The sequence below is a fragment of the Enterococcus sp. DIV1411a genome (assembly GCF_050531945.1).
GTDB classification, from domain to species: domain Bacteria; phylum Bacillota; class Bacilli; order Lactobacillales; family Enterococcaceae; genus Enterococcus_B; species Enterococcus_B faecium.
The window spans coordinates 894,834-919,887 of the sequence record NZ_CP172892.1; the positions used below are offsets into that span (position 1 = coordinate 894,834).

Annotated in this window: 18 protein-coding genes and 7 pseudogenes; all 25 read left to right on the forward strand. The window is 36.8% G+C overall.

The genetic code is table 11. The annotated features are described in order from the left end of the window. Nucleotides 1-73: 73 nt before the first annotated feature. The 25 genes and pseudogenes from trxB (at nucleotide 74) to IGJ87_RS04395 (ending at nucleotide 24,951) form a co-directional block, all read left to right on the forward strand. Nucleotides 74-1,003: pseudogene (gene trxB / locus IGJ87_RS04275) on the forward strand (thioredoxin-disulfide reductase). A gap of 13 nt (nucleotides 1,004-1,016) precedes the next feature. Continuing rightward, complete coding sequence (trxA, locus tag IGJ87_RS04280) at nucleotides 1,017-1,325, forward strand: thioredoxin (RefSeq protein ID WP_010718215.1); 309 nt, start codon at nucleotides 1,017-1,019, stop codon at nucleotides 1,323-1,325. A 112-nt stretch (nucleotides 1,326-1,437) separates the two neighbouring features. After that, nucleotides 1,438-2,566, forward strand: a pseudogene (gene dcm, locus IGJ87_RS04285) (DNA (cytosine-5-)-methyltransferase). After that, a complete protein-coding gene (locus tag IGJ87_RS04290) occupies nucleotides 2,556-2,846 on the forward strand; it encodes a hypothetical protein (protein WP_010739401.1) in 291 nt (96 codons plus the stop codon). The pseudogene dcm and the gene IGJ87_RS04290 overlap by 11 nt, the downstream one beginning before the upstream one ends. A gap of 260 nt (nucleotides 2,847-3,106) precedes the next feature. After that, nucleotides 3,107-4,288, forward strand: a complete 1,182-nt coding sequence (mobT, locus tag IGJ87_RS04295; protein ID WP_010718212.1) for a MobT family relaxase — start codon at nucleotides 3,107-3,109, stop codon at nucleotides 4,286-4,288. A 93-nt stretch (nucleotides 4,289-4,381) separates the two neighbouring features. Beyond that, the gene (locus tag IGJ87_RS04300; protein WP_010718211.1) at nucleotides 4,382-4,603 is read left to right on the forward strand and encodes a hypothetical protein; all 222 of its coding nucleotides are present in this window, start codon (nucleotides 4,382-4,384) and stop codon (nucleotides 4,601-4,603) included. A 12-nt stretch (nucleotides 4,604-4,615) separates the two neighbouring features. Further along, nucleotides 4,616-5,119 carry an antirestriction protein ArdA gene (locus IGJ87_RS04305; protein WP_010718210.1) on the forward strand — a complete coding sequence of 168 codons (504 nt, stop codon included), beginning with the start codon at nucleotides 4,616-4,618 and terminating at the stop codon, nucleotides 5,117-5,119. Between the two features lie 55 nt (nucleotides 5,120-5,174). Beyond that, nucleotides 5,175-6,692: pseudogene (locus IGJ87_RS04310) on the forward strand (ATP-binding protein); the annotation flags it as partial. A 4-nt stretch (nucleotides 6,693-6,696) separates the two neighbouring features. After that, nucleotides 6,697-8,820 (forward strand): annotated as a pseudogene (locus IGJ87_RS04315) (CD3337/EF1877 family mobilome membrane protein). After that, nucleotides 8,817-9,233, forward strand: a pseudogene (locus tag IGJ87_RS04320) (lysozyme family protein); the annotation flags it as partial. The pseudogenes IGJ87_RS04315 and IGJ87_RS04320, both read left to right, overlap by 4 nt. A gap of 266 nt (nucleotides 9,234-9,499) precedes the next feature. Next, nucleotides 9,500-10,641 (forward strand): IS3 family transposase gene (locus IGJ87_RS04325; protein WP_100970418.1). Its coding sequence is split into 2 segments (ribosomal slippage): nucleotides 9,500-9,728 and nucleotides 9,728-10,641, totalling 1,143 coding nucleotides; the frame shifts between segments, so codons are not numbered across the junction. An 807-nt stretch (nucleotides 10,642-11,448) separates the two neighbouring features. Then, entirely contained in the window at nucleotides 11,449-12,327 is an 879-nt protein-coding gene (locus IGJ87_RS04330) for a hypothetical protein (protein ID WP_430609929.1), read from the forward strand. Nucleotides 12,328-12,367: 40 nt separating this feature from the next. Next, nucleotides 12,368-13,143: pseudogene (locus tag IGJ87_RS04335) on the forward strand (YveK family protein). 13 nt (nucleotides 13,144-13,156) lie between these two features. Then, nucleotides 13,157-13,861, forward strand: a complete 705-nt coding sequence (locus IGJ87_RS04340; protein ID WP_123840668.1) for a CpsD/CapB family tyrosine-protein kinase — start codon at nucleotides 13,157-13,159, stop codon at nucleotides 13,859-13,861. Between the two features lie 27 nt (nucleotides 13,862-13,888). Next, nucleotides 13,889-14,654 (forward strand): annotated as a pseudogene (locus IGJ87_RS04345) (tyrosine-protein phosphatase). A 58-nt stretch (nucleotides 14,655-14,712) separates the two neighbouring features. After that, the gene (locus tag IGJ87_RS04350) at nucleotides 14,713-15,660 is read left to right on the forward strand and encodes an NAD-dependent epimerase/dehydratase family protein (protein ID WP_010754250.1); all 948 of its coding nucleotides are present in this window, start codon (nucleotides 14,713-14,715) and stop codon (nucleotides 15,658-15,660) included. Nucleotides 15,661-15,664: 4 nt separating this feature from the next. Continuing rightward, entirely contained in the window at nucleotides 15,665-16,306 is a 642-nt protein-coding gene (locus tag IGJ87_RS04355) for a sugar transferase (RefSeq protein ID WP_317753572.1), read from the forward strand. Next, nucleotides 16,303-17,433: a glycosyltransferase family 4 protein gene (locus tag IGJ87_RS04360; RefSeq protein WP_129236477.1), complete on the forward strand. Its 1,131-nt coding sequence runs from the start codon at nucleotides 16,303-16,305 to the stop codon at nucleotides 17,431-17,433. Before IGJ87_RS04355 ends, IGJ87_RS04360 begins: the two co-directional genes overlap by 4 nt. Nucleotides 17,434-17,507: 74 nt before the next feature. After that, complete coding sequence (locus IGJ87_RS04365) at nucleotides 17,508-18,512, forward strand: glycosyltransferase (protein ID WP_010754247.1); 1,005 nt, start codon at nucleotides 17,508-17,510, stop codon at nucleotides 18,510-18,512. Continuing rightward, entirely contained in the window at nucleotides 18,512-19,816 is a 1,305-nt protein-coding gene (locus tag IGJ87_RS04370; protein ID WP_317753573.1) for a hypothetical protein, read from the forward strand. The genes IGJ87_RS04365 and IGJ87_RS04370 overlap by 1 nt, the downstream gene beginning before the upstream one ends. Next, nucleotides 19,809-20,762 (forward strand): glycosyltransferase, encoded by a 954-nt coding sequence (locus IGJ87_RS04375; RefSeq protein ID WP_155854778.1) that lies wholly within the window; start codon nucleotides 19,809-19,811, stop codon nucleotides 20,760-20,762. Before IGJ87_RS04370 ends, IGJ87_RS04375 begins: the two co-directional genes overlap by 8 nt. Then, a complete protein-coding gene (locus tag IGJ87_RS04380) occupies nucleotides 20,750-21,892 on the forward strand; it encodes a CDP-glycerol glycerophosphotransferase family protein (protein WP_034810448.1) in 1,143 nt (380 codons plus the stop codon). Before IGJ87_RS04375 ends, IGJ87_RS04380 begins: the two co-directional genes overlap by 13 nt. Continuing rightward, nucleotides 21,885-23,321 (forward strand): oligosaccharide flippase family protein, encoded by a 1,437-nt coding sequence (locus tag IGJ87_RS04385; protein ID WP_317753574.1) that lies wholly within the window; start codon nucleotides 21,885-21,887, stop codon nucleotides 23,319-23,321. The genes IGJ87_RS04380 and IGJ87_RS04385 overlap by 8 nt, the downstream gene beginning before the upstream one ends. A 58-nt stretch (nucleotides 23,322-23,379) precedes the next feature. Further along, nucleotides 23,380-23,784, forward strand: coding sequence for a glycerol-3-phosphate cytidylyltransferase (gene tagD, locus IGJ87_RS04390; RefSeq protein ID WP_010754242.1), 405 nt, complete (start codon nucleotides 23,380-23,382; stop codon nucleotides 23,782-23,784). A 246-nt stretch (nucleotides 23,785-24,030) separates the two neighbouring features. Further along, complete coding sequence (locus IGJ87_RS04395; RefSeq protein ID WP_317753577.1) at nucleotides 24,031-24,951, forward strand: LCP family protein; 921 nt, start codon at nucleotides 24,031-24,033, stop codon at nucleotides 24,949-24,951. Nucleotides 24,952-25,054: the final 103 nt, after the last annotated feature.

Sequence of the window (25,054 nt, forward strand, 5' to 3'; positions counted from 1 at the left end):
CGTGGTAACGTAGGAACAAAAAATCATGATTAAATTAGAATCTAAAGTGATAAATTTTTAAAGGAGGTTACCTATGATCTATGATGTAGTAATAATTGGGGCAGGACCCGGAGGTATGACCGCTGCTTTATATGCAGTACGTTCAAATCTTTCAGTGTTGATGTTATAAAAGGGGCTTCCTGGAGAACAAATGAACAATACTGCAGAGATTGAGAACTATCCAGGATTTGAATCTATTCTAGGACCAGATTTATCCATGAAGATGCTTGCTGGTACAGAAAAATTTGGTGTCGAGTTAAAGCATGATACTGTTGAGAAAATTGAGAATGGTGGCAGTATAAAAATTATTAATGGCTTAAATGAAATGTATCAAGCCAGAACGATAATCATTGCCACAGGCGCAGTTCATAAAATGCTTGGAGTAAAAGGTGAAGATTCTTATTCAGGAATGGGTGTATCGTATTGTGCGGTATGTGACGGCGCGTTCTTTAGAAATAAAGAACTATTAGTAGTTGGTGGTGGAGACTCTGCGGTGGAGGAAGCTATTTACCTAACACAATTTGCCTCTAAGGTAACAATTGTCCATCGAAGAGATACCTTAAGGGCACAAAAAATACTTCAAGAACGTGCTTTTAATAACGAAAAAATTTCTTTTGAATGGAATGCTGTAATTGAGGAAATTAAGGGAAACCAAATGAAAGTGACCTCAGTTCAATTAAAAAATCCAAAAAACGATCAGTCGAAAGAAATTACTGCTGACGGAGTATTTATTTATGTCGGTTTAGATCCTATTACCCAACCATTTACAAGCTTAGGAATTGTAAATGATAATGGATGGATCAGAACGGATGAGAGAATGCGGACTACCATTCCTGGTATTTATGCTATTGGAGATGTGAGGGAAAAAGTATTACGTCAAGTTACAACAGCTGTAGGTGATGGAAGTATTGCAGGTCAAGAGGCATATAAATATATTGAAGAAAACTCAAAAATAAATGTATAGAATAGGTGAAGAAATGAAAAAAATTAATGATCAACAATTTAAAGAAGAAACAAGTCAGGGATTAGCATTAATCGATTTTTGGGCTCCATGGTGTGGTCCATGTAAAATGCAGGCTCCTATTTTGGATGAATTAGAAGCTGAGATGGGTGATAAGGTATCAATTTTTAAATTGAATGTGGATGATAATCCAGTTACGGCTAGTGAATTCGGTGTGATGAGTATTCCAACATTAATGATAAAAAAAGACGGTCGGGTTGTTGACAAGCTTGTTGGCGTACATGACAAAGAAACTTTAGCAAAAATATTGAATGAGTTTGCTTAATTAGCAAAAAAATTAATTATATTTGGATAGAAAATGTGACAAAGTGAATAGCCTAGTAGCCAAGAGCAAAAAATGTTCTTGGCTTTTTTCTTTGCAATGAATGAGGTGATTTATGACATTTTTAGATTTATTTGCCGGGATTGGTGGTTTTCGCTTAGGTATGGAACAAGCGGGCCATCACTGTATCGGCTTTTGTGAAATTGATGAATTTGCTAGGCGTAGTTATAAGGCAATTCATGATACTAGAGAGGAGGTGGAAATGCATGACATCACAAGTATATCAGACGAGTTTATTCAATCCCTCGGACTAGTGGACATCCTTTGCGGCGGATTTCCGTGCCAAGCTTTTTCAATTGCGGGAAAGCGGCAAGGATTTTCCGATACTCGAGGTACTTTATTCTTTGAAATCGCTCGGTTCGCCTAAGTTTCTATTCCTTGAGAACGTCCGAGGGTTGCTCAATCACGAAGGAGGGGCTACGTTCGAGACGATCCTCCGAACGCTGGATGGATTGGGGTATGATGTGGAATGGCAGGTGTTTAACTCAAAGGCCTACGTTCCCCAAAGTCGCGAGCGGGTCTTCCTTATCGGACATTCTCGAGACGCATGTACCGAACAGGTATTTCCTATCATTGGATCGTCTCCAACATCTGATCAAAACATCAGAAACTTAGTAAATATCAATCCTTCCAATCGTGGAATGGGGGGCCAAGTCTATGGTTCAGATGGTGTAGCACCAACCTTAACAGGCGATGAAGGAATCAAAATCGCATTGCCGGTAAATGAGGGGATTTCAGTAGCCGGTATGTTGCCGGGAAATTTTGAACAAGGTAATCGGGTTTACGAGGTGACCGGAACAGCTCCCACTTTGTCAACGAAACAAGGTGGAACGAAGATCATGATTCGAAAAAATAAAACAGAATATCAAGAGGTGAAGCCAGGGGACAGTGTGAACCTGGCTTTTCCTAATTCCACAAGTCGCCGAGGACGTCTGGGAAAACAAAGTGTGCATACCTTATTAACAGGAGACCAACAAGCAGTCGTCACAAATCAGTATCAGATTCGGAAGCTAACACCTAGAGAGTGCTGGCGGCTTCAGGGCTTTCCAGACTGTGCTTTTGATCGGGCAGCTCAAGTCAATTCAGATAGTCAATTGTACAAACAGGCCGGAAACTCTGTGACAGTTCCGGTCATTTTTGATATTGCCAGAAGATTAAAGGAGGTGGATAGGCATGATTTATGATGAGTTGATTGGAGAAATCTACTGGGTGATTGGTAAGATTCAGTCAGATTCAGAACTAGAAGAAGAATTACGCCGGCTCAATTTTGATATTTGCAAAAATGGGGTGAAAGTCCCTGGTGATTCATATGTAATGGACGAGGAAACCGATGCTCGAATTGAGCTGAATCAAGTCATCAGTGAATTGGAACGGATTGCGGATCATGCAAAAGAATCGAATATCCGTCAAGACTTGTTTGAGATTAAGGCAGAGTTGGAAATTGGGGGCATTGCCGAGGAGTAACCGCCAAATAAACCAACTGATAGGCGCTGACCGCGGAGGATTTGCGAAGCAGAAATCCTCCGTGGTGCTGTGCCTGTTCATGGACGGCGCCAGCCGGCCATGATGTCTCACCCCCCGTATCTAACAGGGGGGTACAAAAACACAAAAAATAAGCAAGCAACGATTAAGAATTGCTGGTATATCAAGGATAATTAGTATTTTTAGAAAATGTGAACTCAAGTTGGATAGTTCACATTTTGAAATTTGGTGGTGAATCATCAATGAGAAGAAATTTTACAAAAGAACTATTGAAGGAAAAAAGGAAGGAGTATAAGGTCACTCAAAACAAATTGGCAATAGCTTGTGATTTATCACGAGAGTATCTCAATAAAATTGAGTCGGGAAAGAAGGTTCCGGCTAAAAGTGTCATGAGAAAGATTTTTCAACAGCTAGAAACGTTCAACCCTGATTTACCTTTAACTTTGCTATTTGATTATGTACGCATTCGATTTCCAACTACAAACGCACGAAAAATTATACAAGAGGTTTTGCATCTAAATTTTGATTATATGCTTCATGAGGATTATGCCTTTTATTCTTACCAAGAACAATATGTTATGGGAGATATTGTAGTGATGGTATCTCAGGAAGAAGACAAAGGTATTCTCATTGAAATGAAAGGACGTGGTTGTCGGCAATTCGAAACATTTTTACTTGCGCAAAAAAGAAGTTGGTATGATTTTTTTGAGACAAGTTTAAAGTTAGGCGGCGTGATGAAACGATTGGATTTGGCAATCAATGACCGTGCAGGATTACTGAATATTCCCTATTTAACCAAAAAATGCCAAAACGAAGAATGTATTTCCTTGTTCCGAACCTTTAAAAGTTATCGGTCGGGGGAGCTGTTGAAAGCTGATGAAAAGGATGGCATGGGGAATACCTTATATATAGGCAGTCTCAAAAGTGAGGTTTATTTTTGTCTCTATGAAAAAGACTATGAGCAATATATCAAACTAGGGATACCTCTCGACCAGACAGAAACGAAGAATCGGTTTGAAATTCGGTTGAAAAATGAACGTGCTTATCACGCAATTATGGATTTGATGAAAGGGAGAAGTATTGAGAGCACTACGTTTTCAATCATTACTCGCTACATGCGAATTGCAGACAAGGTACAAGGAAAAAGAAGAACCAACTGGCCTCTTAATGAAAAGTGGGGCCGATTTGTCGGTCGAAATCGTAAAGAAATTCAATTGACCTCAGAGCCAAAGCCGTACACGATAGAACGAACTTACAACTGGTTAGGAAGGCAAGTCGCCCCTACTTTAAAAATGACGATTGAATTGGATCGTATTAGAGGAACCTCTTTTATTAGTGACATGGTATTAAACGCCGAATTATCTGAACGGCACAAAAAGATTTTAGAACAACAAAGTATGGCAATTGAAAACTTGATTGTATGAAAAGAGGAATTTTGATGGAAATTGGAAAGATATGTTATTGGTTTTTGGTGGTAGTGGCGGGTCAAGCAATGGAAAAGAAAGGAAAGTGATGAAATGAATTTCGGACAAAATTTGTATCAATGGTTTTTGACCAACGCCCAATCTTTAGTCTTACTGGCGATTGTAGTCATTGGTTTATTTTTAGGATTTAAGCGAGAGTTTTCTAAACTGATTGGCTTTTTGGTGGTTGCCTTGATTGCGGTAGGTCTAGTCTTTAATGCTTCTGGTGTGAAAGATGTCTTACTGAATTTGTTTAATCGAATCGTCGGTGCATAAGGGGGAATCATGATGGAACAGATGCGTATTTATATCGCGAATCTTGGAAAATACAATGAAGGTGAGTTGGTGGGGGCGTGGTTTACCCCACCTATCGATTTTGATGAAGTGAAAGAACGGATTGGATTAAATGACGAATATGAAGAATATGCGATTCATGATTATGAACTGCCTTTTGAGATTGATGAATATACGCCAATTGAGGAAATTAATCGGTTGTGTGGCTTAGCGGAGGAACTTGAAGGAACACCAGTTGGTGAAGTTGCTTCAGAGATTCAACACGCTTTCTTTAATTCTTTTGAAGAAATGGTAGAGCATGTGGATGATATTGTCTATTATCCGGACTGTGATGATATGAGTGATGTAGCGTATTTCTTGATTGTTGAAAATGGTGATTTTGGCGAAGTACCAGAACACTTGAAGACGTATATTGATTTTGATGCGTGTGGTCGAGACTTGGAGATTGGGGGAAATTATTTGGTAACGAGTCGAGGTGTTTTTGAGTATCCATATTAACAAAATTATTGAAGGGTAGTTGATTTCTAAACTATCCTTCTTTTTAAAGGAATGATTAGACAACCACGCCTATCAATCCGACAATGAGACCAATTCGAATGTTTTGGACGCTTTGGATTCAGTAGATGAACTAGAAACCACCTTGGATCAGTCCAAGGAATCCATGTACAAATTGAGCTATGTGGTTCGAGTGAGTGCAGAATCAGTTGATGAACTAAAACGCTGCTGTGACGAAGTCTTGGATTTTTATGACGATACCAATGTAAAACTAGTCCGGCCCTTTGGCGATATGATGGGTCTACATGAAGAATTCTTACCTTCTAGTAAGCGATATATGAATGACTATATCCAATATGTTACGTCTGATTTTTTAGCAGGACTTGGTTTTGGCGCCACTCAAATGTTAGGAGAATTGGAAGGCATTTACTTTGGTTACAATGTAGATACGGGGCGCAATGTTTATCTAAAACCGGCATTGGCTTCACAAGGGGTAAAGGGGTCAGTTACCAATGCACTTGCCGCAGCTTTTCTTGGTTCTCTTGGTGGAGGTAAATCCTTTAGTAATAATCTCTTAGTCTATTATGCCGTCCTTTTTGGTGGTCAAGCTGTGATTGTCGATCCAAAAGGGGAACGTGGTGGATGGAAAGAAACCTTGCCAGAAATTGCGGATGAAATTAATATTCTCAACTTGACTAGTAAGCCAGAAAATCAAGGCTTACTTGATCCCTATGTCATCATGAAGAAAAAGAAAGACTCAGAAAGTCTAGCGATTGATATCCTGACTTTTTTAACAGGAATTTCTAGTCGGGATGGGGAGAAGTTTCCTGTTTTGCGCAAAGCCATTCGAACCGTTACTCAAAGTGATCAACGAGGGTTACTACAAGTTATTAATGAGCTTCGAAAAGAGGGCTCAACAGTTGCGGAAAATATCGCCGATCATATCGAGTCCTTTACCGATTATGATTTTGCCCATTTGCTTTTCTCAGATGGTTCGATTACCCAGTCGATTAGTTTAGATAAACAGTTAAATATCATTCAAGTAGCGGATTTAGTTTTACCAGATGCAGAAACCACTTTTGAAGAATATACCACCATGGAGTTGCTTAGTGTTTCTATGCTAATCGTCATTTCCACTTTTGCTTTGGACTTCATCCATAGCAACCGAGAAATTTTCAAGATAGTGGACTTGGATGAGGCGTGGAGTTTTCTTCAAGTGGCACAAGGAAAAACATTATCGAATAAGCTCGTTCGTGCTGGGCGGGCCATGAATGCCGGAGTTTATTTTGTTACGCAAAATAGTGATGATTTACTGGATGAACGCTTGAAGAATAATATCGGGTTGAAGTTTGCGTTTCGCAGTACCGATATTCATGAAATCAAGAAAACCTTGGAATTCTTTGGCTTGGATCGAGAAGATGAAAGCAATCAAAAACGCCTGAGAGATTTGGAAAACGGTCAGTGTTTAATGCAAGATTTGTATGGGCGAGTAGGTGTGGTTCAAGTTCATCCAGTCTTTGAAGAACTCTTCCATGCTTTTGATACCCGTCCACCTATTCATGAGAGAATGGAGTGAGGGGATGAAAAAGAAACTTTTTCGGATTGTGGGAATCGTTTTTATTAGCATCATCACTCTGACAGTTCTATTGAGTTTAGTCGGTACGATAGCTGAGGCAACTGGTCTGGTTGATGATACAGTTGAAGCCGGAAATCTTTATTCCCAATATTCACTTGGTAACTATCAGTTGGATTTCTTTGTGGATAATTCATGGGATTGGCTACCGTGGAATTGGGGCGATGGCTTAGGAAAGAGCGTAATGTATGGTCTTTATGCCATTACTAATTTCATTTGGACGGTGAGTTTGTATTTGTCGAACGCCACGGGTTATGTGGTTCAAGAAGCTTATAAACTAGATTTCATTTCGGATACGGCTGAAAGTATTGGAAAGAATATCCAAACATTGGCTGGTATTACTGAAAATGGACTCCAGACCTCCGGATTTTATTTTGGGTTTCTATTATTGATGATTTTAGCTCTAGGGGTGTATGTGGCGTATACCGGATTATTAAAACGAGAAACCACGAAAGCAGTTCGAGCCGTGATTAATTTTGTGATGATTTTTCTACTTTCGGGTTCTTTTATTGCGTATGCGCCTACCTATATCACAAAAATTAATGACTTTAGTTCAGATGTTAGTGAAGCGGCTCTTAGCCTTGGGACCGAGATTGTTGTACCCAATTCAAAAAGCCAAAGAAAAGATAGCGTGGATTTGATTCGGGATAGTTTGTTTTCAATTCAAGTCCAGCAGCCTTGGTTACTCTTGTAATTTGATGATTCCAATATAGAGGAAATTGGCGAAGATCGGGTCAACAAGATTCTATCCGTGAGTCCGGATGAAAACAAGGGCAAGGATCGGGAAGAAGCGGTCAAAGCGGAGATTGAAGACAATGACAATGCGAATCTAAGTATAACCAAGACCATGAGCCGCTTAGGGACCGTGATTTTTTTGGTGCTGTTCAATATTGGGATTTCCTTCTTTGTCTTTCTTCTGACAGGAATTATGTTGTTTTCACAAATTCTCTTCATTATCTTTGCGATGTTTCTACCTATTAGCTTTTTATTGTCGATGTTGCCAACTTATGAAAGTTTGGGGAAAAAGGCGATTATTTGCTTATTCAATACGATTATGATGCGAGCGGGAGTGACCTTGGTTATCACCACGGCATTCAGTATTTCTACCATGTTTTTCAATATTTCAGCGACCTATCCCTTCTTTATGGTAGCATTTCTGCAAATTGTGACTTTTGCCGGGATTTATTTCAAATTGGGGGACATTATGAGTATGTTCAACCTCCAAAACAATGATAGCCAGTCAATGGGCAGACGTGTCATGCGGAAACCGCAAATGTTGATGAATCGTAAACTACGGCAACTTAATCGAAATGTTGGGCGAACATTGGCTTTTGGTGGTGGTGCAGCAGTTGGTGGGAAACTAGCAAAAGATCAATCAAAAACCAGATCGAAGTCTTCTGGTTGTTCTCCACGAAAGAATCCATCATTATCTAACAATAAAGAGGTAATATCTGATCCGAATAAGGAAAATCCAATCTCAAAAAATAAGAAACAATCTCGAATGAATTTGGCCGGAAGAAAAATCGGCAAGGGACTAGATACCCAATCAATGGTAAAAGCCAAAGCACAACAAGTAAAGGATCAAGTAAGGAATACACCAACTAATTTGAAATACAATCTGCATAAAGAAATCGAAAAGACGAAAAAAGCACCAGAAGAATTCAAGCGTGGACTTGTCCAAGAAAAAGCGAATCGAGCGGAGTTGCGAGAAAAACAACGACAACGTAGAGATGAAAAAATGGCTGAAAAGCGGAAAGTATTGGGAAATTCAGCAAATCGTCATAGAAAAGGTAGGAGCAATGTTCCGATAAAAGAGGAATCCAAATCTCAGAAAAGTAAGATACCAAAGAATGTACCAGCCAATCGAATTGTAAAAATGAATTCGAATCCTGAAATCAAAAGAAGACTCTCAAATCAAAAATTGAGTACGAAAGAAAATAATCAACCAGTAAGAAAAGTGACTCCTATCCAACAGGCGAAGAAGCGATCTATTCTTGCAAAAGCAGGCAATCGAAAAGTACAAAAAAGAGTGAGTCATCCTCCAAAACTAAGGCCGGGTGAGACTAAATGACCATAAGAAATTTGAGTACAATCTCGTTGGCAATCCTGACGATTTCTTTTATGGGCATCTTGATGTGTGTCGGCTTATTATTTGGTGAGGATAGTGAAGGAAGCAACAGTTCTGGTACCTCTCCCGGTGGCAGTAGTGTCTCAGAAGAAGCATTAAAACATCGGTCACTGGTAGAAAAGTATGCCAAGGAATCGGACATTTCAGATTATGTACCGATTCTTTTGGCGATTATTCAAGTGGAGTCGGGTGGTACAGCAAAAGACGTGATGCAAAGCTCTGAATCAGCTGGCTTACCACCTAATTCTTTAGATACCGAGGCATCCATTAAACAAGGGTGTTTCTATTTTGCTTCTCTGGTTAAACGAGCTAAAGAGTTAGGCTGTGATCAAGATAGTATCATCCAAGCCTATCATTTAGTGGAGCAAGGCTAAGTAATGCGTATGAAATCAAGGTTCTATAATATTTTGTGTTGGTGGAAAATCGAAACCGATTTTCTGCCAACACTTTTTTCTTGTATGCAAATCAAAAAGAGACTCACAAAAGAAATAAGCATCTGTATCTGTTCATAAAACTGTCTCCTAAGTTTAGTGTCAATTTATTTGACGGATATTTGATGTTAAGATGATTTCATGGACACGATTTGGTAGAATCTAACTACTAAGAAAAGGACGTGTCCACGATGGCAAAAGCCAAGAAAAAATTTGATGAAGACTTTAAGAAGATGATCTTAGATTTAAACCAGTCTGGCCAATCGGTCGAGGAACTGGCAGCGCAATATGGTATCGCTACACAAACGATTTATCGTTGGAAGAAGCTTCATACAAAGAATGTAGCAACCGGCATGACTGAGGCAGAAATCCTAGCGATGAAAAAGGAAATGGCCCGCATGCAGGAGGAAAACACTATCCTAAAAAAGGCTTTAACCATATTCGCTCAAAAGTAAAAATGAGTGATGTCTTCGAATTTATTCAATCAAATGTTCATGATCATGACGTAAAACAAATGTGTACCGTTTTGGAAGCACCGAAATCCAGCTACTATGACTGGAAGAAAAAGAAACCTTCCAAGCGCCAATCAGAAAACAAACGCTTAAACCGCTTGATTTCAGGAATCTACTTTGAAAACAAGGGTATCTATGGTGCGCCTAAAATTCATAAGATTCTTGTTGGCCGTGGCGAGACCTTGTCCTTAAAGAAAGTACAAATACTGATGAGAAAATTAGGCTTGCGTTCAGTCACCCTCAAGAAGTACAAGCCTGGCAAACAAGCGAAAGTTAAAAGTGAAGGACGTAAAAACCTGTTAAACCAAGATTTTACCACTACGTCGATCAATCAAAAATGGGTGACAGATATTACCTATATTCATACCCTAAAAGATGGCTGGACCTACCTCTCCACTATCCAAGACCTCCACACAAAGAAAGTCATCGGTTGGAAGTTTGGCAAGCAGATGACGAAAGAATTGGTTATCGAAACCCTTGACAATGCGCTCTTAAACCAAACACCCTCCGAGAACTTGATCATCCACTCAGATTTGGGTTCTCAGTACACTAGCGAAGCCTATGAGGCAAAGCTGAATGAATTGAACATTCGGCACTCCTTCAGTCGTAAGGGCTGTCCCTACGATAATGCCGGTATCGAATCGTTTCACGCCTCACTCAAAAAAGAAGAAGTCTATCCATCAAAAGCGTATGAAAACTTTGAAGCTGCTCATTTAGCGTTATTTCAATACATTGAAGGATTTTACAATCGCAAGCGAATCCATAGTAGTATCAACTATTTAACACCAAATCAGATGGAGGAGTTGGCATTGCAAGCTTAGTTTCTAGCTACCACCTACATTTTTTTGGCGAGATTTCCACAGGGCTTCAACTTCATCGCTTCGATCAGCGGTCAAACGGTTTTGGTTTGACGGCTGGTCGAAACGATGAGATACTCACCCGCTGGAATCTCGAAAAAATTCTCACAAATCGTGTCCGAGGTATTGACTCAAATCCAATTTATAAGTTACTATTGGTTTGGATTAGTAACACTAAATTGGGAATAACTACATCCTTGACTTGGGATGTAGCAGTACGCTCTTAGTGCTAAAATTGAAAATCATAATTTGATGCTACTGCCGGGAGTTATTCGGCAGACTTATCCTACACACTCACATTAAACAACATCTATGAGTGACTTTTCTAGTTACTGATTCTTTTTGCGGTAAATAGAAAAGTCATTTTTTCGAAAAAAACTCAGAAAATACTACTTGCAATAATTCTGGACAGCCACTACGATAGCAACAACAGGAAAATCTACTAAGTACAGCCAGAGACTTGTACTCAGCTAACTAGTTTATTCCAGAATGCTGCATAATTTGATAGATTCATACTTTTATGTTTTTTTGCATATCGAAGTAGGTAGTCATATTTTGACTATCCAATTTGACAAAATATCGTTTATGCGAAACGTACTATAGTTGGTGCATCACTAGAGTTAAAAGTGTACAATGCTTAGTTTTTTTGAATCTTTATCGCAAATAGCTTCAAAAAACACTTTTTTGGATACTTTGGAAATATTTAGTTGAGTATAGTATAATATGAACAATTGTGACAAATAACAATTTTTTGGGAGTGAGTAAAGTTAGATGGGAAGACCCTTAGCAAAAGGCCTAGCTTTCGTAGCCGTCGGTATCGGAGCACTGGGTATATGTTACATCGGTTACCGAGCCGATAAAACACATCAGTATGAACAACGAGTTCAGTACGCCAATAGCACCATTGCAAAAAGCCAAGAGCAGTTAGCGACTCTCACAAAAACCGTTGATTCGTTTTATCAAGAAGGTCAATCAATTTTTTTGAGAGAAAATTTGACGGAGTCCGAGCTTGCGGCCGTACGAGGAAAGCTTGAATCTGTCAAAGTTGATGCTGAAGAATACCATATTCAAGCAGAAGACCTAACAGACGATGCTGGGGGGATTCAAGAGACCAAAGACGCCCTTGTGAAAAAAGTTAATTTGGTCAATGACAAATTAACTATTCAAGAAAAGACCAATAACTTGTTTGAGAATCCTGTGAGTTCTTGGCAGAAGCCGGTTAATGATGTAGTGATTAAAAAAGACATTTCAGACGAATCAATCGGAGAAATTCGAGAAACCTTGAAACTGTCGACGTTAGCTGACCAATGGCAAAAAAATATCACTGAGTATCTAGATTTTGCCAATGCACAGTTGACTAGGATTAAGAACATTGAAGCAACCATCGACAGCTTACTTAAAAATGGTCAAATCACAGACAAGGCAAATTATGAAAGCTATATTGCCTTAGCAGAGAGCATCGGTCAAGTTCGTAATCTCACCTATAAGGAATCCTTTACAGCCTCACTGAACACCATAAGTGAGCAGTTAGGATACGGTACCTTGTCACCAGGTGATAGCGGTGAGTCGGGAAATGAGTCTTCTGATGAAGGTAATTCTCATGAAGAAGCATTCACCGAAGAATATGCTGAGCCTGACGACGAACAGTAAACAGTCTTTGTAGAAAATGAAAGAGAAAGTGGGAACACTAATGGAAGAGACAATCAGTTTGAAGGAAATATTTGACATCTTAAAGAAGCATGTCGCTGCAATATTGATTAGTATGTTGCTGGCTTGGCTCTGGCAAGCGTGGCGACGTTTTTTATCATTACGCCGAAATACAATTCACAAGCCCAATTGATTGTTAAACTACCTCGAACAGATGCGACCAATGCGGGGGATGTCAATACGAACTTATTGATGATTAATACGTATAAAGATATGATTACTGGCGACTTGGTCATGAGCACTGTCAAAGATCGTCTGGAGTCAGAATATGATCTGGATAAAACTGTCAGTGAACTCAAAGACGCTATCCAAGTCCAACAATCCCAGAATTCCCAAATGTTTTCCATCGTAGCAACCGATACAAAACCAGTGGATGCGGAACATATCGCCAACACCACAGCGAAAGTCTTCCAAGAAAATGCCAAAGATGTTTTGGATGTCGACAAGATTTCAATCATTTCAAATGCACAAGCCTCCATGACACCAGTCTCTCCCAACAACAAGCTGAACTTAGCAATCGGCTTGGTTCTAGGGATGATGGTAGGGATTGGCTTGGCCTTCTTATTGGAACTGTTGGACCGTACCGTCAAAGATAGCCGGTTCGTAGCAGAAAATCTCGGCTTTACCATCCTTGGCTCAGTCCCACAAATGACAGATAAAGAAATTAAGAAGACCACAAAATCAGTGGCTGCAGTGCAAAAGCAGGACAATTCCACAACCAAACAAGACAAAGCTCGTCGCAGTCGCTCACGAGTATAGGGAGATATCGATTATGGGAAAACGAAACAGTAAACATCATAGCCAACAAACCAGTGCCGTCAGTCTCATCACACTAGCAGACAAAACGTCACCAATCTCAGAACAGTACCGGACGATTCGGACCAATATCCAGTTTGCTTCAGCAGACAAAAAAATTCAGACCATCGTCGTGACATCATCTGGACCGGCAGAGGGTAAATCCACGACTTCAGCGAATCTTGCTGTGGTCTTCGCTAGTTCCGGTCAACGTGTGCTTTTGGTGGATGCGGATATGCGTAAGCCAACGGTTCACAAAACATTTGGGTTAAGTAATGATACCGGTCTGAGCCTCGTCTTGAGTACCAATCAAAGCGTCTTGGAAAATGCGCGCACAGTCGGAATCGAAAATCTGTCCATCTTACCAAGTGGGCCTAAGCCGCCAAACCCTTCTGAATTACTAGGCTCTGTACGTATGAACCAAGTCATTGAGGAAGCGCGCCACCTGTATGATGTTGTTATTTTCGATATGCCACCTGTGGTCGCCGTGACGGACGCTCAGATTATGGCGTCAAAAGCTGACGGCACACTCCTAGTTGTTAGAGAAAACGTCACGCGAAAAGATACATTAACCAATGCGAAAAATCTGTTGGAAATGGTGCAAGCGCGGGTATTAGGCGTGGTATATAATGGCACGCAAAATATGAAAGACCAAGGTTACTACTATTATTATGGTAACTAAGTTGAATTGATTTGAGGAGGAGATTGGATGATTGATCTTCATTGTCATATCTTACCGGGAGTAGATGATGGGGCAGACACGTTAGCTGATAGCATTGCCATGGCAGAAAAAGCCATCAGCCAAGGCATCACACATATCTTGTGTACCCTCCCATCATAATAATGGGAAATATGTGAATCCGAAAGCTGCGGTTATCGATAACGTGGCTGAGCTCCAGGCGGAACTCGATCGTCGTAACCTCCCTCTGACCCTGCTGGAAGGGCAAGAGGTGCGGATTACGGGGGATTTAGTAGAAGAAATCCAACAAGATCAGATTTTGTTTACAGATTTAGCAGATACCTATCTTTTGATTGAATTTCCTACGATGGATGTCCCAGCCTATACGGAGCAACTTTTTTTCAAGCTGCGAAATATGGGAAAGGTGCCAGTCATCGTCCATCCGGAAAGAAATGCGAAGTTTCGCGAAGATCCCAATCGCCTGATTCCATACTTGGAGATGGGGTGCCTCGCGCAACTCACCGCTCCAAGCTACATAGGTGTCTTTGGTAAAGACATCCAAAAGACGGCAAAACAGATGGTTGAGCATAACCTCGTTCAGATGATGGCGTCTGACGCTCATGGTATCAAAAAAAGAACGTTTGCAATGAAAGAAGCCTTTCGCCAAATCGGACATGACTTTGATGAAGAAAAAGTCAAAGCTATGGAACAAGTGGCGAAAGATTTGATAAATGGGGATGCGGTCACATACCCAGATTATACAGAAGTTAAGAAGAAACGATTTGGATTATTTTAATTTTTTAGAAATATCGCTTTTTATGGATAAATGGAGAGATCTTAGGAGGATTTTTTACATGAAATATTTGATAACAGGTGGAGCAGGATTTATTGGTTCTAATTTGACTAATATGTTAATCGCTCAGGGTCATGAGGTAGTTGTGGTTGATGATCTATCAATGGGGAAAATTGAAAATTTCAATGACCTTTCAAAAGTAGAATTCATTAGAGGGTCGATTATAGATGGGGCTTTAATGGAATCAGTGCTAACAAATCATCAGTTTGATTATATTTTTCATTTAGCAGCGGTTGCAAGCGTTGCGGATTCAGTTGCCCGTCCATTAGAAACTCATGAAGTTAATTACAATGCAGTTTTGAATATCTTGGATTTTATTCGTAAACACCAACAAAATTTAAAACGGTTTGTTTTTGCTTCATCTGCAGCTGTCTATGGTGATGATCCAGAATTACCAAAAAAAGAAACCTCATCAATCAAACCAATGACCCAATATGCAGTTGATAAGTTTGCTGCTGAAAGAACAGCGGTTATTTTTAATAATTTGTACGACGTACCAGCTTCTGCTGTACGCTTCTTTAATGTTTACGGTCCAAATCAAAACCCAGAATCTCCTTATTCAGGTGTGATTTCAATTTTACTAGATTGCTATACGCGAAATCTTCATGGAGAAAAGATTGGATTTACATTGTTTGGTGATGGAACCCAAGTTCGTGATTTTATTTTTATTGAAGATGTACTACATGCCTTACTATTAGTAGCAGAATCTGAAAATTCTTTAGGTCAAGTATTTAATGTCGGTACTGAAAAAGAAACTGACCTAAATCAGGTTATCGCTGAATTAAATAAAATTTATGGTTTTAAATTACCAGTCACGCATGAAGCAGCTAGAGTAGGAGATATTCATCGCTCTGTGGCAGATATTTCAGCATTGAAATCATTAGGGTTTACAGTTGAAAACACAATTTTCCAAGGTTTATCCAAGTTGGTTGAATTTTTAGGGAGGTAAGAAAGTGGAGGAGCGGATTGATTTAATGAAGATGAATGATTCCTATCGTTTAAATAATCAGGAAAATGGTTTATCTAGTACCTTAAAAAGAGGATTTGATATTGTCTTTTCAATTATTGGTTTAGTTCCAGCAACACCAATTGTTTTAGTTACCACTTTAGCGATTATGGTAGAGAGTCCTGGAAATCCATTTTATCTTCAAAAACGTTTAGGGTTGTTAGGTATAGAATTTAAGGTGATTAAATTACGTTCCATGCGATTAGATGCTGAAAAAAATGGTGCCAAATGGGCAGATAAAAATGATGATCGGATTACCAAAGTAGGTCATTTTATTCGGAAAACACGGATTGATGAATTGCCTCAACTTATTAATGTCTTAAAAGGTGATATGAGCATTATTGGTCCAAGACCGGAACGGAAAGTTTTTGTAGATGAATTCTCAAAAGAGATTCCTAATTTTCCAAAGCGAATGGAAGTTAAGCCGGGATTAACTGGTTGGGCACAAGTCAATGGTGGTTATGATATTTCACCAGAAGAAAAATTGGAACTAGATTTATATTATATTAAAAATAAGTCTTTAAAAATGGATTTTGCTATTTTATTAAAAACTGTGGGAATTGTTTTAACAGGTGAAGGTGCGAGATGAGTAAGAAGGATAAAGTATTAATTGTTGGTGCTGTTGGATCCATGATTGCAAATTTTAATATGGAGAATATTTCTCTGCTTAAAGACGAAGGTTACGATGTTGAAGTTGCAGCAAATTTTGGTGAAATAGATCCAATCAGTAAAGATAAAAAAAACAAAATGTTCACTTCCTTTAAAGAGAATAGTATTGTGTTTCATCAAGTTGATTTTCAAAGAGGAATAGGTTCTCCAAAAAGAAATATTGCAGTTGTTTTGCAACTAAGAAAATTAATTTCAGATAAGCAATACAAATTTATTCACACAAATTCTCCTTTGGCCAGTGCATTAGTACGAGTTGCCAATATTAAACATAAAACTAAAATAATCTATACTGCTCATGGTTTTCAGTTCTTTAAAGGGGGACGAAAACGCGATTGGCTTCTTTTTTATCCTGTTGAGCGTCTCTTGGCATCGAAAACAGATGTGTTAATAACAATTAATAATGAAGATTATGAACGTGCTAAAAAAATGGGTTTTAAAAAGGTTGAGAAAATCCCAGGAGTTGGTGTGGATATTCAAAAATTTAAACCTAAAGATAATCGTACTAAGTCAAATGGGTCTGATAAATTGATTCTACTTTCTGTTGGAGAGTTAAATAATAACAAAAATCATATGACAGTCATAGAAGCAATCAAGTATTTGCCTGATAAAGAAAACTTAGAATATTGGATTTGTGGTACAGGTGAAAATGAAAGCAAATATGAAGATTATATTAAGGAAAATAATTTAAGTAATATCGTGAAATTGTTGGGATATAGAACTGATGTTAGTGATGTCTTAGAAAAATCAGATATTTTTGTTTTCCCCTCTTTTAGAGAGGGGCTTTCGGTTTCTGTTATGGAGGCGATGGCAAAGGGAAAGCCAATACTAGCATCAAATATTAGAGGTAATATTGATTTGGTGGATAATAACAAAGGTGGGATTTTGTTTAATCCTAAAGACTCTAAAAATCTAACTGATATTATATCAACAGTTTTAAAATCAAATCACCATCTAAATGATTTTGGAAATTATAATTACAGAAAATCAATGAAATATGATATTTCTGTTGTAAATATGAAAATGCTTAAAATATATAGAAGTATTTGAAGGTTAAATTTTTTTGAAATTGTAGGAATCAATTTCTTATCTGTTTTATCAAAAATTTTTTTAAGGGTGAAAATATGAAGGTTTTGCATTTGCTTTTTACAGATCGATTATCAGGAGCAGAAAAAGTTGCAATTAATATTATTAAAAATACAGAAGGTTTTGCATATTATTGCTCTTTTGACGGCCCAATTCGTACTATCTTAGAACAAAGTGAGATCCCGTTTGTTTCTTTAGAAAAGGGCAACTTATATTCTCAGTTATATAGTATTTGCAAGAAAAATCAAATTGATATTGTACATGCGCATGATTTTAAGGCAAGTATAGTAGCTAGTTTTTTACCGAAAAGTATTACTGTTATATCACATATACATCAAAATCCTAGTTGGATTAGTAAGAAAGGATTAAAATCAACGCTGTATCATATACGTGCTAGAAAGTTTTTCAAAATAGTATCTGTCTCCGAGAATTTTTTTAACGAATATATATTTTCATTACCTTCAAATAAAAAAGTAATTTTACCCAATTATCTACTACCAATGAAGGAAGTTCAGACTCTTGTAAAAAAAAAATATGATTTGATTTTTCTGGGAAGACTTGAACCGGTAAAAAATCCAATTGAATATCTGGAGATTTTTAATACATTAACGAAAAAAGGCTTGAAATTAAAAGGAGCTATTTTAGGAGATGGATCACTTAGAGATGAAGTAAGTGAATACATCGATACAAATTCCCTTGATATTGATATGTTCGGATTTGTACATAATCCAGAAAGTATTATCTCAAATAGTAAGATAATGCTTGTTACATCATTATGGGAAGGATTTAGTTTAGCCGCAGCAGAAAGCTTACAGTTAGGCGTTCCAGTTATTACATATAATAACGGTGGAATTACTGAGTTTGTAAATGATATGAATGGGGCTATTGTAGATTCAAAACAGGAAATGGTAGAAAGGATATTAAATCTGTTGGAAAATAATAGGTACAGATCATTGGAAGAAGGTGCAAAAAAAAGCATTCGCTCCTACTCTGATTCCGAATTATTTAAAAAACGTTTATCAGATTTATACGGTAATAGATAATGGAAAGAATTAAAACGTATTGCTTGTATGTAGTTGGTTTTTATGTGGTTTATAGTCCTGAACTTTTTTTGAGATTCGGTGTTCCTTCTCAAGTAATAATTGGATTCATTGGAATGTTAATCTTAGTTTCACTCTTTTTAAAAAAAATTCTTGCAAAAAGAGTCTCTCCGTTTTTATCTAGAGAAGTTCAGGTGGTTTTTCTTTGTATTCTTCTTAACGCAGCCTACTTACTTTTAATCTCTATGCAAAATGGGTATCAGAATCGCTTTTTGCAAAATGTATATATTATCATTCAAATTTTTACTTGGACGTATCTCTTAAATAGATATCATATTAGATTGAACAACAAATATAGTCTTTTTCAAAATGCGATTCTTTTTCTTGCAAATTTAGCGATGATTCAAGCTGTTTTTTGTATTATCATGCTGATGCTCCCTTCTACAAAGCAAATTGCACTTCAACTATACTATCTTGGTAGGGAAGAGAATATTTTTATTTCTGGAATGAGGATATATGGAATAAGTGGAGATTATACATTTTTTACTCCTATTTACCATGGATTATTAGGAGTTTGTTTACTCTGGCTATCTATGATAAAAAATAGTAAATATTTATTATATCTTCCTTTTATTTTTTTAGTGATAATTCTAAATGGAAGAACTGGATTAGTCATATTTTTTATTGGGGCAGTAATGATGTTATTATTGTTGTTAATCAATAATCCAAATTATATAGGAAAGAGTCTCCTTTACCTATTGATTATTGGCAGCTTTACATGGGCATCTTTAATGGTCATAAAAATAGCCAGCCCAAATACTTATCAATGGTTCATGTTAATGGTTGGAGATATTGCGAATCTTTTTGGAGATAATGTAAAAACAGGAAATATAGCTGCATTATCAAACAGTTTTGTGTTACCTAGTGGATTTGATTTAATCTTTGGACTAGGGACACGAGTTATTGGCGGAACTGCATCAAATATTTTATTGCCTAGATCAGATATCGGATATATTAACGATATATATCTTGGTGGTTTAATTTATATTGTTTTACAATATGGGTCTATTTTATTATACACACTCTCAAATTTAAATAAGAGGAACGATTTTATATCTGTTAATGATAAAGCAAGTTTTGATTTAAGAAGATTGGATTTATTACCGTTTACTTTGTTCGTATTAGTATTGATTGGTAATTATAAAGGCGAACTTATGAGAAGCGGTATACCCTTAGTATTTTTAGTGGTTGTTAAAAATTTGATTATTATGTCTGAACGGAGGAAGCACTTTGGGGAACGTGCCTAAAATTTCAGTTATCATGAGTACTTACAATGAAGAAACAAAGGAACTTTCTTCAGCGATTGACTCGATTTTACAACAAAGTTACACAGATTTTGAGTTTATAATTATTATAGATAATCCAAATAATAAGAATTTATTAAGTACCGTTGAGAAATATGCAGAAATGGATAATCGAATTCATATTATATCAAACAAAAAGAATATGGGGTTAGCTGCTAGCCTAAACATTGGATTACAAGAAGCAAATGGAGAACTTATTGCGAGAATGGATGCTGATGATATATCGGCTAAGGATAGATTTGAGAGGCAGATAGCTCATTTTTTAAATCATCCGAGTACAGATATTTTGAGTACAAATTGCTTTTATATAGATGAGGATGGAAAACTAATTGGAAAAAAATCTGAAATTCCAACAACTAAAGAGGCAATAGAAAAAATTTTACCGATTGGTTCTTCAATTATTCATCCTAGCGTTATGGGGAAAAAAGTAGCGTTTTTGAAAATGAAGGGGTATAGGAAATTAGAAACCGCAGAGGACTATGATTTATGGTTGCGAATGTTATCAGCAGGAATAATAATAAGGTCTTTGCCAGACTATTTATTATATTATCGTATTCGCAAGAATAGTATGACAAAAAGTAATGTATACAGACAAATAATGACTGATATATTTATTCGAGAAGACTATAAAAAGAGAATTAAAGATAAATCAGACGTATTTTCAGAAAAAAAATATAAAAAATTTATTACTAATAATAAACAGAAACAGAAGTTCAACTATTATTATGAAAGATTTACTTTGGGTGTTGAAAAAATACAAAAAAATAAGTTTTCACTTACGGGATATGGTGATGTACTATCAAGTCTTTTAATGAATAAACTAGTTAGATATATGTTTAAAATGCTTCTTAGCTATAAAGTGATGGTGAAAAAAGCATGTGGAGAATAAGAAAAGTAATCAATATTATGTGTTTTACATTTTTTAAGTTACTGCCCGTAACCCGCAATCGGGTGCTTTATATGTCTCACTATGGGAAAGAATTTTCTGACAGTCCGTTGGAAATTTACCGTTCCTTATCAAACGATAATAAATCAATTGAACACGTTATCGTTCTTAATGATGCGTACTACCAATCAAAGATACAAGATAAGAATGTTCAATTTGTCAAATTTGGCAGTATGAAATATTATTTTTATTGTGCTACTTCAAAATTATGGATTTTTAATGTTACAACTAGTGAGTTTATGAAACCGAGACGGGAAACCTTTTATTTACAAACCTGGCATGGGATACCTTTAAAAAAAATCGGTAATGATATCATAGATGAAACTCTGAAAACTGAAAAGAGAAGATGGATATTATCTGCAAAATATTGGGATATGTTCTTATCTCCATCAAAGTATTTTGATAGATTTTTTCAGAGCGCCTTTGAAATTGATGACAGAGTAATAAGGAATCAAGGACTTCCAAGAGAAGACTTTTTTTTGGTAAATACTGATGAGAAAATAAAAACTATAAAAAAAGATTTGAATTTGCTTGATGGAAAAATTAACGTGTTATACGCACCAACCTTTCGTCAAGATGGAATGTTGGGTTTTCCATATCCAATCGATCTTAAAAAGTTTAGCGAAAATCTTGGAAATAATTATAGAATCTTAGTTAAACTTCACCCTAATATTACAGCCAACGACTCTTATAAATCAGACAATGTAATTTATTTTAAATCAAACACAGATGTAAATAGGTTGTTGCTAGTTTCTGACGTGCTGATTACAGATTATTCCTCATTATTTTTTGATTATTCTCTACTAAAGAATTCAATGGTTTTCTTTGCGTATGATCTTAATCAATATCAGACGTCTGAAAGAGGATTTTATTTTGACTATGAAAATTTTGTTCCTGGACCGATAGTAAAAACCCAAGAGGAATTAGAAAGTGAAGTAAAAAAACAAGGCTGGAATACCCCAATTTATCAGGACAGATATAATTATTTAAAATCGATTATAAGTAGTAATAATAATTCGAGTACTATAGATTTATGTAATTTTCTCATTAGTGAGGTATTAGTAATTGAATAAAACAGTCAAAAATCTCATTTTTAATGCAATTTATCAATTTTTTCTTATTGCAATTCCAGTGATAACTATCCCATATGTGTCGCGGGTACTAGGTCCTGAATTGCTAGGAAGTTACTCTTATGTGACCAGCATCATTACTTTTTTAAGTTCGTTCGTGATGATGGGACTTAATCAGTTAGGAGTTAGGGAAATATCGAAAATAAATGAAGAGGGTAGTAAAAATGACCTTTTGAATACTTTTACCTCTCTTTGGAAAATGCAACTATTAGTAGGTATTGTAACAATCCCAATATATTTTGTATTACTTAAAGTAATGAATGAGACTCATATTATTGCACTACTTTTTTTACCAATGTTAATTAGTTATATTCTAGATATTTCTTGGTTTTTTTGGGGCATTGAGCAAATTACTAGTGTGGTTTTAAGAAATCTGTTTATTAAAATTGTCACACTTATTTTAACTATAGTTTTTGTTAAAAATATTGAAGACTATTACCTTTATGTAGTAATAAATTGTGTTGGACAGCTTTTAAGTAATATCATTTTTTGGGGGAATCTGAGGAAATTTTTCAGTCCGCTGAGACTTAGTTCTTCACGTTTAAGAACAAACAAAATGTTCTTTATAAAAGCAGCTTTGGTTTTACTTATTCCACAAATTGCAATTCAGGTATATAGTTCTTTGGATAAGACCATTGTAGGGGGGTTATTGAGTAATACAGAACTGAGTTTCTATGATCAATCTCAGAAGATACCCAGAATTATAAACTCTATCGTTTCATCAATGAGTTTAATACTTATGCCGAAAATGGTTAAGCTAGATAGGTCCGAGCGTAATTCGTTGATGAAGACTTCAATTGATTTAACCCTATTTTTATCGCTATTATTTTGTGGAGAAATAATAGTGGTATCCCATGAGTTTATTCCAATTTTTTTTGGAGAAAAATTTCAAAGTATGGAAATTAATCTCATTATCTCCTCCCTTTTAATTCCTTTTATTTCGTTTGGGGGGGTATTTTCAAATCAATTTACTTTATCACAGGGACAATATGTGAATTATACTATACCTTTTGTAATTGGCGCCGTAGTTAATCCAATATTATTATATATATTTGTTCCACTCTATGGTGCAGTGGGTGCCAGTATTATTTTAGTTTTTACGGAAGGAATAATTTGTTTCCTAAGAATTTATTTAACACGAAAGTATCTATCTTTTTCGGAAATCTTCAAAATGGATTGGACATTTTGTTCGGCTTTTATTATCTCAGTTTTCATTGTATATCAGGTACCTTATTTAGGGAATAATCTATTAAGTGTATTCGGAAAAGCAATCTTTTATTTAATCTTTTATTTATTGATTTGTATTTTACTTAATAAAAGATTGAGAACTAATTTTATTAAATTAAAGAGAATTTATAAACATAATAAATGATGGATTTTTAGTTATAGTAATATTGCAACGTCTAAAAGAAATAAAAGGAGCAACTAAAATGAAAAGAATCATCACTTATGGAACATTTGACTTGTTACATTATGGTCATATTAATTTACTTAAAAGAGCGAAGGAACAAGGTGATTATCTTGTTGTTGCTTTATCTACTGATGAGTTTAACTGGGATGAAAAACAAAAGAAATGCTATTTCTCCTATGAAAAACGCAAACAATTATTAGAAGCAATTCGCTATGTGGATTTGGTTATTCCAGAAAAAAATTGGGAACAAAAAACAACAGATATTGAATTGTATCACATTGACAAATTTGTCATGGGGGATGATTGGGCTGGCAAGTTTGATTTTATTGAAGATCAAACTGAGGCTGAGGTGATTTATTTGCCTCGGACACCGGAAATCTCCACTACCCAGATTAAGAGAGATTTAGAGGAAAAAAATAGATAATCTTTTTGATTTTCAGATTATGGATAGAGTAGTTAGCGAATTTTTAAAAAGCGCATCTATAAACTAACTCAGCGAAGTACGAACAGGTTATTGATTACTCTCATTAAGAGAATCTTCTATTATTTCACCACAGATCAACTTTGCTTTGACATCCCCCACTAACTTAATTATCATTAAGAATAGTGTATTATTAAGTAAATAGGCAGTACTTTTGTTTAACTTAGTCAGGGAAACGAGGGATCATTCATTGTCAACAGGGAAAAAATCATTTTAGGAATCGTGGGACTAATTCTTGCAATCACATTGGTAGTAGTCGGACTTGGTGCCAAGGTTTATTTCGATGTCCGAGGGTCAGCGGATCAGACGTATGAATCTGTTAAACGTAAAAACCCAGCCAAGCGGGAACAGGCAGTAGACTTGGAAGAGCAAGATTCTTTTTCAGTCTTGTTACTTGGGATTGATACCGGGGACTTGGGTCGGACGGAACAAGGGCGTTCGGATACCATGATGGTGGCGACGGTTAATCCGAAAGATAAGAAGACTACGATTGTCAGCATTGCCAGAGATACCTATGTGCCGATCGTGGGTCATGGGACAGATGATAAGATTAACCACGCCTATGCCTTTGGTGGAGCGGCGATGTCGATGGATACGGTGGAAAGTTATCTGGATATTCCGATTGATCATTATGTAGCTATTAACATGAAAGGCCTCAAGGAACTGGTGGATGCGGTAGGTGGCGTGGAGGTTTCCAATAGTGGTGAGTTCACTCAAAGTGGCTATACCTTCAAGCATGGGTTAAACACGTTGGATGGCGATAGGGCACTTGCCTTTTCCCGGATGCGTAAGGAAGATCCTCGAGGAGACTATGGTCGGCAAGAACGGCAGCGAGCCATCGTCGTCGGTGTCGTGAAGAAGCTGTTGTCGATGGATGGGATTACTAAGTATCAAGAAGTCTTAGAGGCGATGGAGTCCAATGTGACCACGGATATGCATTTTGCTGACATGAAGAAGATTGCCTTGAATTATCGGGATGCCTTTACCAATGTGAAGACAGAACAGATGCAAGGAGAAGGCTTCATGCAAGACAATATCAGTTACCAACGGGTTTCCGAAGATGAGTTGAAACGGGTGCAAGACATCTTGAAAGGTGAGTTGGACTTTTAAGTACCAATAGTGATGAATGGCGTCCTGATGTGGGGCGCCATTTTTGTGAAAGGAAGTGGCTGACGTGAGAGTAATCAAGAGTGTCAAGGGCAACTTAAAATTG